General features: G+C 55.9%; 15 protein-coding genes. 12 read left to right on the top strand and 3 right to left on the bottom strand.

The annotated features are described in order from the left end of the window. The first annotated feature begins 83 nt into the window (after positions 1-83). The 11 genes from J2I48_RS08505 to J2I48_RS08455 all read left to right on the top strand — a co-directional run bounded on the left by J2I48_RS08505 (position 84) and on the right by J2I48_RS08455 (position 10,789). Complete coding sequence (locus tag J2I48_RS08505; RefSeq protein WP_207334993.1) at positions 84-1,538, top strand: DASH family cryptochrome; 1,455 nt, start codon at positions 84-86, stop codon at positions 1,536-1,538. Positions 1,539-1,751: 213 nt separating this feature from the next. Then, a complete protein-coding gene (locus J2I48_RS08500) occupies positions 1,752-2,477 on the top strand; it encodes a MotA/TolQ/ExbB proton channel family protein (RefSeq protein WP_207334992.1) in 726 nt (241 codons plus the stop codon). A gap of 138 nt (positions 2,478-2,615) precedes the next feature. Continuing rightward, the gene (locus J2I48_RS08495) at positions 2,616-3,008 is read left to right on the top strand and encodes an ExbD/TolR family protein (protein ID WP_207334991.1); all 393 of its coding nucleotides are present in this window, start codon (positions 2,616-2,618) and stop codon (positions 3,006-3,008) included. A gap of 117 nt (positions 3,009-3,125) precedes the next feature. Next, entirely contained in the window at positions 3,126-4,370 is a 1,245-nt protein-coding gene (locus J2I48_RS08490; protein ID WP_207334990.1) for an MFS transporter, read from the top strand. Between the two features lie 176 nt (positions 4,371-4,546). Further along, positions 4,547-5,695, top strand: a complete 1,149-nt coding sequence (gene hppD, locus J2I48_RS08485) for a 4-hydroxyphenylpyruvate dioxygenase (RefSeq protein ID WP_207334989.1) — start codon at positions 4,547-4,549, stop codon at positions 5,693-5,695. Between the two features lie 123 nt (positions 5,696-5,818). After that, positions 5,819-6,562 carry a phenylalanine 4-monooxygenase gene (gene phhA / locus J2I48_RS08480; protein WP_207334988.1) on the top strand — a complete coding sequence of 248 codons (744 nt, stop codon included), beginning with the start codon at positions 5,819-5,821 and terminating at the stop codon, positions 6,560-6,562. A 103-nt stretch (positions 6,563-6,665) separates the two neighbouring features. Beyond that, on the top strand, positions 6,666-7,103 hold the full coding sequence (locus J2I48_RS08475) for a MarR family winged helix-turn-helix transcriptional regulator (RefSeq protein WP_207334987.1): 438 nt from the start codon (positions 6,666-6,668) through the stop codon (positions 7,101-7,103). Positions 7,104-7,108: 5 nt separating this feature from the next. Beyond that, entirely contained in the window at positions 7,109-7,996 is an 888-nt protein-coding gene (locus J2I48_RS08470; protein ID WP_207334986.1) for a flavin reductase family protein, read from the top strand. 63 nt (positions 7,997-8,059) lie between these two features. Continuing rightward, complete coding sequence (locus J2I48_RS08465) at positions 8,060-8,680, top strand: DUF4142 domain-containing protein (protein WP_207334985.1); 621 nt, start codon at positions 8,060-8,062, stop codon at positions 8,678-8,680. A gap of 70 nt (positions 8,681-8,750) precedes the next feature. Further along, complete coding sequence (locus J2I48_RS08460; RefSeq protein WP_207334984.1) at positions 8,751-8,894, top strand: DUF2256 domain-containing protein; 144 nt, start codon at positions 8,751-8,753, stop codon at positions 8,892-8,894. Between the two features lie 227 nt (positions 8,895-9,121). Then, on the top strand, positions 9,122-10,789 hold the full coding sequence (locus tag J2I48_RS08455; protein WP_310587262.1) for a glycoside hydrolase family 10-like protein: 1,668 nt from the start codon (positions 9,122-9,124) through the stop codon (positions 10,787-10,789). Here J2I48_RS08455 and J2I48_RS08450 read toward each other — a convergent pair. Continuing rightward, on the bottom strand, positions 10,786-12,021 hold the full coding sequence (locus tag J2I48_RS08450; protein ID WP_207334982.1) for a 4-hydroxy-3-methylbut-2-enyl diphosphate reductase: 1,236 nt from the start codon (positions 12,019-12,021) through the stop codon (positions 10,786-10,788). The genes J2I48_RS08455 and J2I48_RS08450 overlap by 4 nt on opposite strands. 193 nt (positions 12,022-12,214) lie before the next feature. On the opposite strand from J2I48_RS08450, the gene J2I48_RS08445 reads away from it, so the two are divergent. Beyond that, entirely contained in the window at positions 12,215-13,702 is a 1,488-nt protein-coding gene (locus J2I48_RS08445) for a M20/M25/M40 family metallo-hydrolase (RefSeq protein WP_207334981.1), read from the top strand. A 177-nt stretch (positions 13,703-13,879) separates the two neighbouring features. Here J2I48_RS08445 and J2I48_RS08440 read toward each other — a convergent pair whose 3' ends face one another. Together J2I48_RS08440 and J2I48_RS08435 are read right to left on the bottom strand one after the other, a co-directional pair. Continuing rightward, a complete protein-coding gene (locus tag J2I48_RS08440; RefSeq protein ID WP_207334980.1) occupies positions 13,880-14,320 on the bottom strand; it encodes a nuclear transport factor 2 family protein in 441 nt (146 codons plus the stop codon). Between the two features lie 138 nt (positions 14,321-14,458). After that, entirely contained in the window at positions 14,459-15,433 is a 975-nt protein-coding gene (locus J2I48_RS08435; protein WP_207334979.1) for a KpsF/GutQ family sugar-phosphate isomerase, read from the bottom strand. Between the last annotated feature and the right edge of the window lie 83 nt (positions 15,434-15,516).

Below are 15,516 nucleotides of genomic sequence, written 5' to 3'. Positions count from 1 at the left end.
AAGAGACAAGAGGTAAGAAGCAAGAAATAAGATTCTTGGCATGAACATCTTGTCTCTTGCTTCTTACCTCTTGTCTCTTTTTCATGCCCATCATTTACTGGTTTCGCAACGACCTACGCCTGCACGACAACGAAGGCTTTGCGCAGGCCGTAGCCCAGGGCGATAGTGTACTGCCCGTTTTTATTATTGACCCCCGCTCGTTTGCCGAAGACCCCGAACTGGGCTTCCGAAAGGCGGGGGTTTTTCGTGTCCGCTTTTTGTTTGAAGCCCTCGCCGACCTCCGCCGACGACTGCAAGAACGGGGCGGCGACCTGCTCATTCGGGTGGGCAACGTGGCTGAGGTCCTGGCCGACCTGGCTCGTGAATATGGTGCGTCGGCGGTGTATGCGGGTAAAGAAATTACTCAGGATGATGTGGCTATGGAAGCCGAGGTTAATAGGCAACTGGCCGCGCTAAACGTGCCGGTGCAGTACTTCTGGATGCTGTCGCTCTATCACCCCGACGATTTGCCCTTTGTGGCTGATGCCATCCCCGACTCGTACCGTGACTTTCGGCGGGGGTGCGAACGCGAGTCGAGCGTGCGACCGGAGGTGGCAGAACCCCGGTACGTAGGCCTGCCCACGGGCGTTGACCCTGGCCTCCTGCCTACGCTGGCTCAGTTTGGCTACGAAGACGTCGTGCAGGACCCTCGCGCCGCCATCCATCACGTGGGGGGCGAAACCGCCGCGCTGGACCGGCTGGCGGCTTATTTTTGGGAACGCGACGGTCTTAAAAGCTACAAGTTTACCCGCAACAACCTGCTGGGCGAAGACTACTCGAGCAAGTTCTCGGCCTGGCTGGCCTACGGTTGCCTCTCGCCCCGGCGTGTCTATTGGCAGGTGAAGCAGTACGAAAAAGAGCGCGTCAAAAACGTATCGACCTACTGGTTGGTGTTTGAACTGATCTGGCGCGACTATTTCCGATTTATTACGGCCAAATACGGATCGCGCATTTTCTTTCCGTCGGGGCCACGGCGAGTTAAAACGGCCCACTGGCAGCGCGACAAGGCCCTGTTCTGGCAGTGGGCCAACGGCCAAACGGGCGTACCGTTTATCGATGCTAACATGCGCGAGCTGAACCTGACCGGCTACCAGTCGAACCGGGGGCGGCAAAATGTGGCCTCGCACCTGCTCAACGACCTCGGCGTGCTCTGGACCTGGGGAGCGGCTTACCTGGAAAGTCTGCTCATCGACTACGACCCGTGTAGTAACTGGGGCAACTGGAACCTGGTAGCTAAAGTAAGCGCTGACCCGCGTATGGACCGGTACTTCAACGTCTACACCCAGGCCCGCAAGTATGACCCCAAAGGCGAATATGTATCGCGCTGGCTTCCCGAACTGGCCAACGTCCCGCCTGGACACCTGCACCTCATTTCCCTAACCGATCCCGCCACCCTGGCCGAAGCAGGCGTAACCCTCGGCGAAACCTACCCCCTGGCCCTGTTCGACGTGTCGAAATGGACACGGCGGAAAGCGAAGAGCGTGGGGCAGAGAGCATAGAGCAGGGGGCGTAGGGCATAGAGCAGGGAGTATAGACGGCGGAGCAAATACCGCTCTTTGCCCTACGCTCCCTGCCCTACGCTATTTCCCCCAGAATCACATTTCCTTTCGCCCTACGTTGGCTTTGTTATCTTTGGCATACGATTCGCAGCGCCCTGGGCGTTGTGATTGCTGAACGTCACGACGCCCAACTTTTCGGTTTACCTTCTATCTATGACCATCCTGCTTCAGGTTCCCGTTACGTCTGCCTCGGCCGTTGCCGACTCAACAGCTACTGCTGCGGCCAGTGCCGCCGCCGCTCAACGGCTGGGTTTGTTTGATCTGGTGGCCAAAGGGGGCTGGGTGATGGTGCCCATTGCCTTCCTCTTTTTTGCTACCCTCTACCTCATCATCGAACGCTGGATTCTTATCAGCAAGCAGGGAAAAGTTGATGAAGGCTTTGTCGATAATGTGAAAGACATGCTCTTGCAGGGCAACGTGAAGTCGGCGGAGTCGTTCTGTAAAAATCAGCGCACCGCCGCCGGACGGGTGTTCGAGAAAGCCATTGGCCGCGTGGGCGTGGGCACAAACAAAGACATCGAAAACACGATTGAGACCGTAGGCCAGATCGAATTGTCGCGCATGGAGCGTAATCTGGGCTATTTGGGCATCATTGCCGGTATTGCGCCCATGCTTGGCTTCATCGGTACGATTTCGGGGATCATCCGCATCTTCTACGACATCTCCCTCACCGATAACATCAGCGTGGGCATTATTGCCGGTGGTCTATATGAAAAAATGATCACCTCTGGCGCGGGCCTCGTGGTGGGTGTGATTGCGTATACAGGCTATCACCTGCTCAACATGATGATCGAACGCTTCACGCTCAAGCTGGAAATGAACGCCTTTGATTTCATGGAAGTCCTCCAGAAACCCACCGAAACTGCGCGAGTGCGCTAAAAGAGTCGTAAGTCTGGGAGTCGATAGTCTGGAAAGTCGCGTTTAGTGTTGCTGACGCTGCTGCAACCAGACTGATGCGTCATCAACACTAAACGCGACTTTCCAGACTATCGACTCCCAGACTTACGACTCTTTTCTATGAAGCTCCGCCGAAGAAAGAAATTTGCTGCCGAAGTGGCCACGTCGTCGCTCAACGACATCATGTTTTTTTTGTTGCTGTTTTTCCTGATCGTCTCCACGGTGGCCAACCCGAACGTGATCAAGCTGTTGCTGCCCAAAGCGGCTTCGTCGCAGCAGCTGAGTAAGAAGCAGGTGACGCTATCGGTCGATGCGGGCAAGCAGTATTTCATTGACAAGCAACCTGTTTCGCCGCAGAACCTCGAAGAAGAGCTAAAAACGGTGATGACCGGTATTGACGAACCCACCGTGGTGGTGCGGTTTGACAAGACGCTGACGGTGCAGGACCTGGTCGATGTGCTACAGACGGGTGCCAAACTCAACATTCGGATGGTGATGGCTACCTCGAAATAGACGGTACAACCGCTTTTTAATCATATACCTATTCAGTGGTCTACCTACTCCACCTATAGAACTTGTTACAACTTATACCTAACCCGCCAATCTGGCGGGTTTTTTTATGGCACCCGTATGTTTAAAAATCCTCGATTAGCGCTCATCATCGGCATCCTCTTTATCGATTCGGTGGTGGCGGGCGGAGTAGGCCCACTGCTCAACAAATACACCGAAACCCTATCGGGCAAACAAGTCTGGGTTATGGCGGGCAGCGCTCTGTTGCTGGGTGCACAGTTGGTTACCTCGCCCGTGCTGGCAGCTATCTCCAACAAAATTGGGCGCCGACCCGTGCTTATTGGCACCTCGCTGATGTCGTTGCTGGCTTCTTTTTTCCTGCTACCCGTCAACGTGTTTGGCTACCTCACCAACCGGGGCATTGAAGGCACTACCAATGGTATGCTCTCCATCCTACGGTCGGCGGTGGTCGATACAGCCGACGACGGTGACGTGGTGCAACAAACTGGCATTTTGGGATCAGTAACGGCCTTGGGAGCTATTTTCGGTCCGGCGGTGGGTGGCATCCTGATTATTTCGCTGGCACAGGCTCGTTACGATGCCAAACCGCTGGTCATCATGGGCATCATCCTGGCCGTGGTCAACGTGGTGCTGACGTTTATTTTCAAGGAAACCAGCACCAAAGAAAAGCAACCCATCGACCCGAAAGAACTGCGCGAAAAAGCGTTCAATGCGCTGAAGATCAAAACACTATGGGGACAGCTGGCCGACGTTGAGGAGAAGCTGAAAGGATTTAAAGCCCTGTTTATCATTCAGTTGCTAACGGTGCTGTCGCTGGGGTATTACAATTATTTTATTGCCTACCTCATTGTAGGTGATCTGGGACTGACCTACCGCGAGGCGTCGTATTTCTTTATCTACTACGGCCTCATCACGTTGACGGTAAACCTGGTGTTTTTTCAGTTGATCGTGAAGCATATCAACCAGCGTAAGGTCATGATTTTTGCGGCTATTGGGGGTATTGGCGTCATGGCACTCTACGCGCTGTCGGGCAAGAGTATCACTATGCTCTACTTTACTGGCGCGCTCGATGCTGTCACGGCGGGCCTGCTGACGGGCCTCATTACAGGCCAGATTTCAGCACTGACGGCCAAAGGTGGTGGTTCGGGACAAATCTTCGGCGACTCGCAGGCTTTGGGTGGAGTAGCTAGTTTCCTGACGGCCGTGATGACCACGATTCTAACGGCCCTCGACCCCCGTGCACCCTTCGCGTTCTTCGCCCTGGCTATGGCTGTGATGGCCTACCGCGTAGCTACGCTACCCGAAGAATCGGCCGTAGAAACGAGGTCGGAGAATCAGAAGTGAGGGCTTGGCCCCTCCGCTCAATAATAATTGTTCCAGACAAAATACTATTTCGAGCAGTTGTCGTTATAATTGTACGCTAAACAATAGTTGTTAAGCTAACATATACTTCATCAACAACAGAACAGCGGCCACGTCGGCTCCCAGGGGGGCTGATGTGGTCCGTTGTTCGTTCAACTATGGAAGCCCTCCTCGAACCCGTTGTAGCGCCAACCGCTGTGGCCAACGGCGCTGCCCGCCCCGATTTTCTGCCCCTCAACGGCACCGACTACGTTGAACTCTATGTAGGCAACGCCCGGCAGTCGGCGCATTATTTTCAGACGGCTTTTGGTTTTCAGCCCCTCGCTCACGCAGGCCTCTCAACGGGCCTCCGCGACCGCGAATCATACGTATTGGAGCAAGGCAAAATCCGGATTGTGCTTACCTCACCGCTCCACGCCGACAGCGAAATTGGCCGCCATATCGATCAGCACGGCGACGGCGTTCGGGTGGTGGCGTTTTGGGTCGATGATGCTACGTCGGCGTTTGACGAGACTACCAAACGCGGGGCAAAGCCGTTTATGCAACCCACCCGCGACGAAGACGCACACGGTTATGTGGTGCGGTCGGGCATCCATACCTACGGCGACACCGTTCACCTGTTTGTGGAGCGCACCAATTACGCAGGCGTGTTTCTGCCCGGCTACGAAGCCTGGCAACCCGCCTACCAGCCGGCCTCGTCGGGCTTGCTCTACGTAGACCACATGGTAGGCAACGTGGGCTGGAACGAGATGAATGAATGGGTCAGCTTCTACGCCAACGTTATGGGATTCAGCCAGTTAGTGTCGTTTGACGATAAAGATATCTCAACGGATTACACGGCCCTGATGAGCAAGGTGATGAGCAACGGCAATGGCCGCGTGAAGTTTCCGATCAACGAACCCGCCGAGGGCAAGAAGAAATCGCAGATCGAAGAGTACATCGACTTCTACGGCGGCGCGGGCATTCAGCACATGGCCGTGGCTACCGACAACATCGTGGAAACCGTGATTGCCCTCCGCGACCGGGGTGTGGAATTTCTGCGCGTGCCTGATGCCTACTACGACGACCTGAAAGACCGCGTTGGCGAGATCGACGAGGAAATTGAAAACCTCCGCCCGCTGGGTATTTTGGTCGACCGGGATGAGGAGGGGTACTTGCTCCAGATTTTCACGAAGCCCATCTGCCCCCGCCCTACCCTTTTCTTTGAGATTATTCAGCGCAAAGGTGCCCGCTCGTTCGGAAAAGGCAATTTCAAAGCCCTCTTCGAAGCCATCGAACGCGAACAGGAAGTTAGGGGAACGTTATAAAAGGAGGAAAGGGAGGAACGGGAGAACGGAGGAAGGGGAGCTTCGCGACGAGACCAAAAGTAGTAGAGCGCGAAGCTCCCCCTCCTCCGTTCTCCCGTTCCTCCCTTTCCTCCCCTACGCCATATGAAACAAAATTATGCCCTCTACACTGCCGATGAGCAGGCCGTTTGGCGGTTACTGTTCGAGCGGCAAATGAGTCGGCTGCCGGGGCGGGCCTCGCAGGCGTATATGGACGGGATTGTGGCAACGGGCTTTCCTAACGCCGCCATTCCCGATTTTGAAAAAGACCTGAACCCGCGTTTGCTGCCTCTCACGGGCTGGCGCGTGGTGGCGGTGCCGGGCCTGATTGGCAACCGCGAGTTCTTCGAGCTAATGGCCGACCGGCAGTTTCCGGCCACCACCTGGGTGCGCAGCCGTGATCAGATCGACTATCTGCCCGAACCCGACATGTTTCACGACACCTTCGGGCACGTGCCGGTGCTGACCAACCAATCGTTCTGCGATTTTCTGGCCGCGCTAAGCCGCATGGCGCTCAACCACGTAGACCACGACGAGGCCATCGAGATGATTGCCCGGCTCTATTGGTACACCGTGGAGTTTGGCCTGATCTGCGAAAAAGGGCCTTCAGGAACCTCAGAACTGCGTATTTACGGGGGTGGCATTCTTTCTTCCCCCGGCGAAACGATCTACGCCCTTGAAAGCGACGTGCCGAAGCGAACGGATTATGACGTGGCTACCTTACTCCAAACGCCCTACGTGATCGACCGTTTTCAGGAGCAATATTTTGTGATCGACTCCTACGAACAACTCTACGAATCGGTCCCCGAAATTGAACGGCAGCTAGAGCGGTTGCTGTCACTCGTCTAGCAGAGCGCCGCTTTGCTAATTGCAAATGGGTCAGCGGGTTCAGTAACTTGCAACAGGAACAGCACTACTGCAACCTGTCCACTGCCCTTTACTGCATACTGCAATGACCCACCCTTCCGACGAGCGCGCGTATTTTTTTAAGATCGACACCGCCATCAAGCGTATCCGGTATGCGTTGCAAAAACGATTCAACGAAGCCGGCTCCGACCTTACCGTCGACCAATGGGTGCTTATTGACCACCTGCATCGCAACCCCGGCATCAGTCAGAATCAGTTGGGCGAGCTAACCACCAAAGACGCCCCCACCGTTACGCGGATTATTGACATCCTGACCAAAAAAGGCCTCGCCGAACGCCGCCTCGCCGACGACGACCGCCGCAAGTTCCTCATCTTCCTCACCCCCGACGGCGAAACGATCTACGCCCAACTCCTGCCCATGGTGATTGACATCCGGCGGCAGGGCTGGGGCGAACTCAGTGATGAAGATTACCAGCACTTCACCCGCATCATGGATTCTATTTACCAGAATTTCAGTGCGTAACATTCATGAAAACCATTCCTGCCAGTAGCTTACCTCAACTCGAATTTTACCGGTATTTGATTGGCACTGTGGGACCGCGGCCTATTGCGTTTGCTTCTACGATCAGTGCTGAGGGGCATGTGAACCTTAGCCCGTTTAGCTTCTTCAACGTCATCGGGTCTAACCCGCCCATGCTCCTGTTTTCGCCCAATCTGAACCGGAATGGGCATAAAAAACACACCCTGCTCAATATAGAAGAAGTGCCGGAGGTGGTCATCAACATCGTCAATCACCAGATGGTGGAACAGATGTCGCTGGCCAGCGCCGAGTTCGAGCGGCACGTGAACGAGTTTCAGAAAGCGGGGTTCACCGAAGTACCGTCCGATCAGGTTCGTCCCCCGCGGGTGGGCGAGGCCCCGGCGGCGTTTGAGTGCGTGGTGCGGCAGATCATCCCCACAGGCACCGGTCCCGGCGCGGGTACGGTGGTGCTGGCCGAGGTGCTCGTGGGCCATTTCGACGAGGGTATTTTTGGCGAAAATGGGCTGGTCGATCCCCGCAAAATAGACCTCGTGGGCCGCATGGGGGCCGATTGGTACGTGCGGGCTAACGGCGATGCCTTGTTTGAGGTGGGTCGCCCGCAAATGGGCATTGGCTATGATGCCCTGCCCGCCGCCCTGCGCCAAAGCAAGATCCTGACGGGCAACGACCTGGGCAAACTCGGCAGCGTGCGGGCGCTACCCACCGCCGAAGCCATTCGGGCTTATGCCCAGACCAACACCCTAGGCGCACTTCTTGACGAAGCCCGCAATGGATGCCAGTATTTGCCCGATTTGTTGCATCAGCAAGCCCACAACCTACTGGCCAACAATAAGGTAGAGGAAGCCTGGCTCACGCTGTTGCAGATTCCCGGTTAATTGGTCGTGCAAACAAGTAGGGTAATTGCCGGGTTTGTGAGGCACCAACGAACGTTATGAATTATGAACCATCCAACCACCCGAACCGGCTTAGCAGGCATAGCCACCGTGGGACTTTTCTTGCTGTTTATCAGCCTGTTAACGCTCATGTCGGGCTGTGCAAAAGACAGTACTGACAAAGCTGAAGAAGCCAACAAAGCCCGCATTGAAGGGCAGTCGTCGGCCATCAGCAAGGATGCCAAAGACGATGCCGTGAAGATGGCCGACAAGATGGTAAACCTCGCCAGCATGAACATGACCGTGCGGCAGCTCAGCGAAGTGGCGCTCAAACAAGCCATCAACCCGTCGGTGAAGGATTATGCCCAGCGGGTGTTGCGCGAGGGCGACACGCAGGATCGAGAGCTAAGCAGCCTGGCAAAAAATCTGAAAATCGACCTGCCCGTTACCCTCTCCAGCGAAGGAAAAGACCGCGTAACGGAACTGACAAAAGAGAAGCCCGGTACCGCCTTCGACCTGAAGTACCTCGACGAACTGAACAAAGTGGTGAAGAAAGCCGCCAACGTAGCCGACGACCTGAAAGATGATGCCACCAACGACGCTGTGAAAAAATACGCCGCCACCGTTAATGCTGCTTATGAGAAACGCACCGACGAGACAAAAGACTTGCGGAACGTGTTAAACTGATGCCGGCAACTTTTACATAAAAAATGCCCTGCCGCGCCTCGGTTGGGCATTTTTTATGTAAATCGTGCTTATGAAAATGCGCAAAAAGTCGGACTTGCCGACCAAACTATGCCCCGTTTGCCAACGCCCCTTTGCCTGGCGAAAAAAATGGGAGCGCGACTGGGACAACGTCATTTATTGCAGCGACCGTTGCCGCGCCGAAGGGAAGAAGTAAGAAAGGACTTTTGGACAGGATTAACAGGATTTCGGGATGGACAGGATTTTCTCTTTCAACTGATTTGAAAATCCTGTCCATCCCAAAATCCTGTTAATCCTGTCCAAAACCTGTTGCGCCAGCAACCCGCCAATTAAACCCCAAAGCCAGTAGACTGTCCTATATTTGCAGGTCATTCACGGCCTTGCCTATCTGGTTTTATGCGTTTCATTGTTACTCTTGGCACTTTGTCGCTGCTCGCGGTTGGGTTAACCCGCTGCCACCGAAACCCTCAGCAGGGGGACTCGTCGCGGGTGGTGGTTAGTACGCCTGTTTCTACAACCCCGGCTAGAAATACCGTAGCTGCCATTCCCACACCCGCTAAGCTCACTCCCCGTCCCTCGCCGGATACCCTCCTGCTCGAACCACCCATAGATGGCGGTCTGACCACGTCGCCCAAGCGCGAATTCCGGGCCGTTTGGATCGCCACCGTCGACAATATTGACTGGCCCAGCAAGAAGGGCTTGCCCGCTGCCGACCAGCAGCGCGAGTTCACTGAACTGCTCGACATGAGCCAGCAAACTGGCCTCAACGCCGTAGTGGTGCAGATTCGCGCCGCCGCCGACGCCTTTTATGCCAAAAGCACCGAACCCTGGTCGGAGTGGCTCACGGGACAGCAGGGGCTAGCTCCCGACCCGTTTTATGACCCGCTGGAATTCATGATTCGTGAGTCGCGCGCCCGCAACCTGGAGTTCCACGCCTGGCTCAACCTCGACCGGGCCACGTTCAGCAAAAATGCCAGCGTGGCCCCCACCAACATTTCCTACCAGCGCCCCAACTGGATGGTGGAATACGGCGGGCGAAAACTCTTCAACCTCGGCCTGCCCGACGTACGGGCCTACGTGGCGGGCACGGTGGCCAACATTGTGCGGAATTATGACGTTGATGGTATTCACTTCGACGATTATTTCTACCCTTATGCCGTATCGGGACAGGGGTTTGCCGACGAAACAACCTACCAGACCTACAACGTTGACGGCCTGAAAAAAGACGACTGGCGGCGGCAGAACATCGACAAACTGATCCGGCAAATCGGCGATTCTATTCACGCCGTGAAGCCCTGGGTGAAGTTTGGCGTGAGTCCGTTTGGTATTTGGAAAAACCAGAAAAACGACCCCGAAGGCTCCCTCACCTACGGCGGACAGGCGTATTACGACCTCTACGCCGACATTCGGAAGTGGGCCAAAGAAGACTGGGTAGACTACATGGTGCCACAGATTTATTTTTCCACGCGTTTCGACCGGGCCAATTACAAAACGCTGGTCGACTGGTGGGTGAAAAACCGGGGCAACCGCCACCTCTACATCGGGCAGGGCACCTACCGCCTGGGCCGCAACACCCGCACCGACTCGGGCTGGGCGCAGCCCTCACAAATGGCCGATCAGATGCGGCATAACCGGCAGTATGCCGACGTGACGGGCAGCGTATTTTTCAGCGCCAAATCCCTGCGCGACAACCTCGGCAAAAGCCGCGATTCGCTCCGCACCGACTTCTACAAATACCCGGCCCTGGTGCCCACCATGCCCTGGCTCGATGCCACGCCCCCCGGCCAGCCCCGCGACCTGAAAGCCGCCCCCGCCCCCGACGGCATCGAGCTATTCTGGCAGGAACCCGACCAACCAACCGAGATGGACAAGGTGCGCTACTATGTGGTGTACCGCACCGACGGTAGCCGCCTGCCCCGCACCACCGACCCCCGCCGGATCATCACGACCTGGCTCCCCGACACCGGCACCCGCCTGGTCGACAAAACCGCCGACCCAAAGAAGGCGTACACCTACGTGATTACCTCTGTAGACCGCCTCCACAACGAAAGCACGGGAAGTACGATAGTATATCGGGGTGGGATGAATTAAGCCACAAACGGCTCCATCACCTCCGAAACGGCTCTGGCGTCGGGGAAGTAGCCTACGATTTTGGTGAGGATGCCCTCAACCACCGCGTCGGGGCAGGAGGCGCCGCAGGTGAGCAGGATGGTGGCGGGGCGGGTGTTGGGCAGGTAGTTTTCAGCCACGATCTCCTGCTTGGTAGCCATATCAAAATGGCGAATCAGGGTGTCGGAGAGGATTTTCTGCTCGGTTTCAATGAAATACGTCGGCAGTTTTTCAGCGCAAAGCTCCACAATGTGCGACGTGTTCGACGAGTTATAGCCGCCCGCTACAATGGCCAAGTCTGCTGGGTAGTCGAGCAGGGCGTAGGTGGCATCCTGGTTGTCGTTGGTAGCGTAGCAGAGCGTGTCGCGGGTGTTGGCAAAGCGCTCTTCCACGCTTGGCGTGCCTTCAACCAGGTTATAATGGCGAATCATGGTCTGCTTCAGAAAATCGGCAATACCCTGAGTGTCAGATGCTAACATAGTTGTTTGGTTCACCACGCCGATGCGCTGAAGATCACGCGCCGGGTCGAAACCCTCGGAATACTGCCCGGCAAATTCGGTATAGAATTCATCGGCGGTGCGTTCGCCGGTAATGTACAGAGCCAGCCGCTGAGCCTGCGCCATGTTTTTCACCACCACCGTAGGGCCAGCCTCCTTGCTGTGCGAAAACGTAGCACGGGTTTCCTCGTGGCTGGGTTTGCCGTGTACAATAATGGTGTAGGTCTTTTGCCCAATCTGGTTGGCTTTGTTCCACACTTTTTCAACAAACGGGCAGGTTGTATTATACGTAGCCACGTCCAAGCCGATGCCCGCTAGTTCGCGCTGAATCTCGAGCGTGGTGCCAAAGGCAGGAATAATGATAACGTCGGCGGGGGTCAGGTCTGAGAATGGGATAAGCTGCCTGCCCGACGTGTCGTGCAAAAAGCGCACCCCCCGGCTGAGCAAATCGGTGTTCACGTCGGGGTTGTGAATCATTTCGCTCAGCAAAAATATGCGCTTGCCAGGGTTCTCGGCAATGGCTTTGTAAGCAATCTCGATGGCATTCTCCACACCATAGCAAAAACCAAAATGCCTCGCAATCAGAAATTTAACCGGACCAAAATCGAGCACCGTGGGCGTGAAATCACGTTTCAGCTTATCGCGCTTCCGCCGATACTCTTTTAACGGCGAGATGATCGTGCTGCGGTAATAGTTAGGAATGTCGAATGTCTTCATCGAATGCAAAGGTCAGGAAAGTGGGCTAATCCGCACTCATCTTCTGTAAGGAGAACAAACCCACTTTCGCCTTTGTTCGTAGGACAGTCATCCTTATCTGAGGCCCGGAAAAGCCCCTTTTTGCTTGGTAAAACCGCAAAAACGCAGCTGTTTTTTCCGTATCTTTCCTACTCAATAACTCAACCAGTTTTCTATGCGGCAACGCTTTACCCTCTTGATTATCACCGCCGTAGCTATTGGTTCGGCAGCTTTTCTACCCAACCCTAGTCTACGCCCGTCGCTGGAGAAGGTTTTCAATAATATCAACGAAGAAGTGGGTCAGCACAGCCGGGCCTACGAAACCCTCGCCGACGCTACTACCCGCATTGGGCACCGCCTCACGGGCAGCGCCAACGGTGCCCGCGCCGAAACCTACGCCTACGACCTGCTGCGGAGCTACGGATTTAAAGACGTGCGCTACGAAACGTTTGAGGTAGAAGCATGGACAAGAGACACGTGCACGCTCAGCATTGTACCCAACAAGTCCGATAATTTTCGCGATGTGAAGGTGGTGGCCCTGGCGCACTCACCGGTGCAGGCCCACGTAGAGGGCGAGATCGTGGATGTAGGTAATGGTCTTGAAGGCGACTTTGCGGCTATGAAAGACAAGATTCGGGGTAAAATTGTACTGGTCAATATTGGGTTGGCGGCCCCCACCAAGGGTGCTCGCAACCTGCACCGCTCTGAAAAAACGGCGCTGGCTATTCAACACGGCGCATCGGGCGTAATTATGGTTAACCTCGTGCCGGGCAACGTGCTGCTCACGGGTACGGCCTCGGTCACGGGCAAGCTGATTCCGGTGCCGTCAGTGTGTATTTCGTACGAAAGTGGTGTGGCCTTGCGGCAGTGGCTGAACGACGAAACCAAAGAACGGCTCCACGCGGTGATCGACATGACCAACACGAGCCGCAAAATCAAAGCCCGCAACGTGGTGGCCACGCTCCCCGGCTCAAAACTGGCCGACGAAAAAGTGGTTATCGGCGGTCACCTCGACTCGTGGGACCTGGCCACGGGCGCTATCGACAACGGCATCGGTTCGTTTTCAGTGATGGACATTGCCCGCACGTTCAAGGCCTTGAAGCTGAAGCCCCGCCGCACGGTTGAGTTTGTCCTGTTTATGGGTGAAGAGCAGGGCCTGCTGGGGTCGCGGGCCATGGTAGAGGCCTACAAAAAGACCAAAAAACTGGATCAGATCCGCTACATGATGAACCTCGATATGACCAATAACCCAATGGGTATCAACGCCTTTGGTCGCGACGACATGATGCCGCTGTTGAAAGAAATCGGTGAGGTCATGCGCCTCACCAGCCCCACATTTGCCAACACGCTCAGTAATCAGGCGGGTCTACACTCTGATCACCAGCCGTTTATGATTGAAGGCGTACCCGTTATTGGCATGAACGGTAGCCTCCCCCGCGAAACTCTCGACTGCTACCACGCCAACTGCGACCGCATGAACCTGGTGAACAAAGAGCAGCTCACCAACACGGTTCGCTACAGCGCCATGGTCCTCTACGCCATCGCCGACGCCGAGCAGATTCCCACCCGCCGCTTCGACGACGCCACCACCCGCACTTACCTCATCGCCCAAGGCCTCCGCACCCCCCTGCAAATAGCGAACGAGTGGCGGTGGAAAGAGTGAAGGGATTTACGAATTACGAGCGGTCCGCCGGGGGCGCCTAGCCGCTGCGGTACGATTTACGATTTGTTGCTGACGCCAGCATATGCTGCTTTAGCCCGCTGGCGTCAGCAACAAATCGTAAATCGTACCGCAGCGGCTAGGCGCTCCCGGCGGACCGCTCGTAATTCGTAAATCCTTCTACTGCGTTCCTCCCGAAAACTGGACGCTGGCAATTTTCCAGCCGCTGCCTGTTTTCACACAGGTGGCGGTGAAGACCACGTTGGTGTTGAAATTGGTACCTTGCAGGCTTCCCTTAAACTTCGAGTCGCCAGTAACGATGGCCAGGTCACTATTATATGTGCGGCTGCGCAGGTTGTTGGCGGGTGCCGTTTCGATCACCAAAAAACCACCGCTTAAGCCTTGGCCCAGCAGGTCGCGGTCAGCCACTTGGCCATCGAAGCTCACAATGGCAAAATCGTCGGTGGTGATGGCGGCAATAGCAGCACCGTCTTCGGTTTCCATGGCTTTCATAAATGCTGTGGCCAAACCTGTTGGTTCATTGGCGGCGGGGGCTGCTGTCTGGGCAACGGCAAGGGTAGTAGTGAGCAACGTGCTCAGCAGGAATAATGTCTTTTTCATTGGTACGTGTACGTGGTTTGTTTGGTGTAAATATAAGAGTCGATAGTCGGGAGTCGATAGTCAATAGTCGCTTTGCGTGCGGTGCTCTGAGTGCCAAGTGCGAAGCGACTATCGACTCCCGACTATCGACTCTTATATTTACACCAACCCCTCCCGCAATAAATCGTGCAGGTGAACAAAGCCAGCGAGGCTGCCATTTTCGGCCACCAGCACCTGCGTGATGTTGCGGGTTTGCATAACTTCCAATGCCGCCACGGCATAGTCGTTGGGCGAGACGCAGATAGGGTGGGGCGTCATGATGTCGCGGGCGCAGAGGTAGCGGTAATCGTCGTGCTGACTTACCATCCGGCGCACGTCGCCATCCGTGATTACGCCCACTAGCTTGCCGTCGGCATCAATTACCCCCGCCGCACCCAGCCGCCCCGCCGACATCGTGAGCATGGTGTCGTGGATAGAGGCTTCTGGGCTTACGCAGGGGCACCCGTTAGTGGGGTACAGATCAGCTACTTTCAAATATAACTTCTTACCCAGGCTGCCACCAGGATGATTCCGGGCAAAATCCTGCCGGGTGAAGCCCCGCGCTGTAAGTAGCGCAATGGCCAGCGCGTCGCCCATGGCCAGGGCCACGGCGGTGCTGGTGGTGGGGGCCAGGTTGAGCGGGTCGGCCTCGTGCGGGGCATGGGCCACCAATACATAGTCGGCCTGCCGGGCCAAGTACGAGTCGGCTTCGCTCACGAGGGCAATCAGCTTGGCTCCGGTGCGGCGAATTAGGGGTACCAGCACCTTTATTTCGGGCGTGTTACCGCTTTTGGAAATAGCCAGCACCATGTCGTCGGCCTGCACCATGCCCAGATCGCCGTGAATGGCGTCGGCGGCGTGCATAAACAGGGCAGGGGTGCCGGTAGAGTTAAGGGTGGCCACTATCTTCTGACCAATCAGGGCGCTTTTGCCCACACCCGTAATGACCACTCGGCCCGGCAAATCGAGTATGGCGGCGGCGCACTGCTCGAAGGCCTCGCCCACCCCCGCCACGGCATCGCGGATGGCGTCGGCTTCGGCCAGCAGCACCTGCCGGGCCACGGCTGCCAGCGACGACTTGGTAGATGCCTGCATATTTTTTGTTAGATTCAACGTCAATTAACTACCTAGTACCAGCAATGGGTTGTAAATTCGCTAAGCGCGTGCCGATAAACCAT

Origin of the sequence: Fibrella aquatilis (assembly GCF_017353255.1) — a bacterium.
Lineage (GTDB): Bacteria > Bacteroidota > Bacteroidia > Cytophagales > Spirosomataceae > Fibrella > Fibrella aquatilis.
The sequence above is the reverse complement of the archived record's forward strand: the minus strand, read 5'-3'. Positions and strand labels throughout refer to the sequence as shown.

Coding starts and splice junctions, on each gene's coding strand:
- J2I48_RS08505 (WP_207334993.1), top strand. CDS start 84: ATGCCCATCATTTACTGGTTTCGCAACGACCTACGCCTGCACGACAAC.
- J2I48_RS08500 (WP_207334992.1), top strand. CDS start 1,752: ATGACCATCCTGCTTCAGGTTCCCGTTACGTCTGCCTCGGCCGTTGCC.
- J2I48_RS08495 (WP_207334991.1), top strand. CDS start 2,616: ATGAAGCTCCGCCGAAGAAAGAAATTTGCTGCCGAAGTGGCCACGTCG.
- J2I48_RS08490 (WP_207334990.1), top strand. CDS start 3,126: ATGTTTAAAAATCCTCGATTAGCGCTCATCATCGGCATCCTCTTTATC.
- hppD (WP_207334989.1), top strand. CDS start 4,547: ATGGAAGCCCTCCTCGAACCCGTTGTAGCGCCAACCGCTGTGGCCAAC.
- phhA (WP_207334988.1), top strand. CDS start 5,819: ATGAAACAAAATTATGCCCTCTACACTGCCGATGAGCAGGCCGTTTGG.
- J2I48_RS08475 (WP_207334987.1), top strand. CDS start 6,666: ATGACCCACCCTTCCGACGAGCGCGCGTATTTTTTTAAGATCGACACC.
- J2I48_RS08470 (WP_207334986.1), top strand. CDS start 7,109: ATGAAAACCATTCCTGCCAGTAGCTTACCTCAACTCGAATTTTACCGG.
- J2I48_RS08465 (WP_207334985.1), top strand. CDS start 8,060: ATGAACCATCCAACCACCCGAACCGGCTTAGCAGGCATAGCCACCGTG.
- J2I48_RS08460 (WP_207334984.1), top strand. CDS start 8,751: ATGAAAATGCGCAAAAAGTCGGACTTGCCGACCAAACTATGCCCCGTT.
- J2I48_RS08450 (WP_207334982.1), bottom strand. CDS start 12,021: ATGAAGACATTCGACATTCCTAACTATTACCGCAGCACGATCATCTCG.
- J2I48_RS08445 (WP_207334981.1), top strand. CDS start 12,215: ATGCGGCAACGCTTTACCCTCTTGATTATCACCGCCGTAGCTATTGGT.
- J2I48_RS08440 (WP_207334980.1), bottom strand. CDS start 14,320: ATGAAAAAGACATTATTCCTGCTGAGCACGTTGCTCACTACTACCCTT.
- J2I48_RS08435 (WP_207334979.1), bottom strand. CDS start 15,433: ATGCAGGCATCTACCAAGTCGTCGCTGGCAGCCGTGGCCCGGCAGGTG.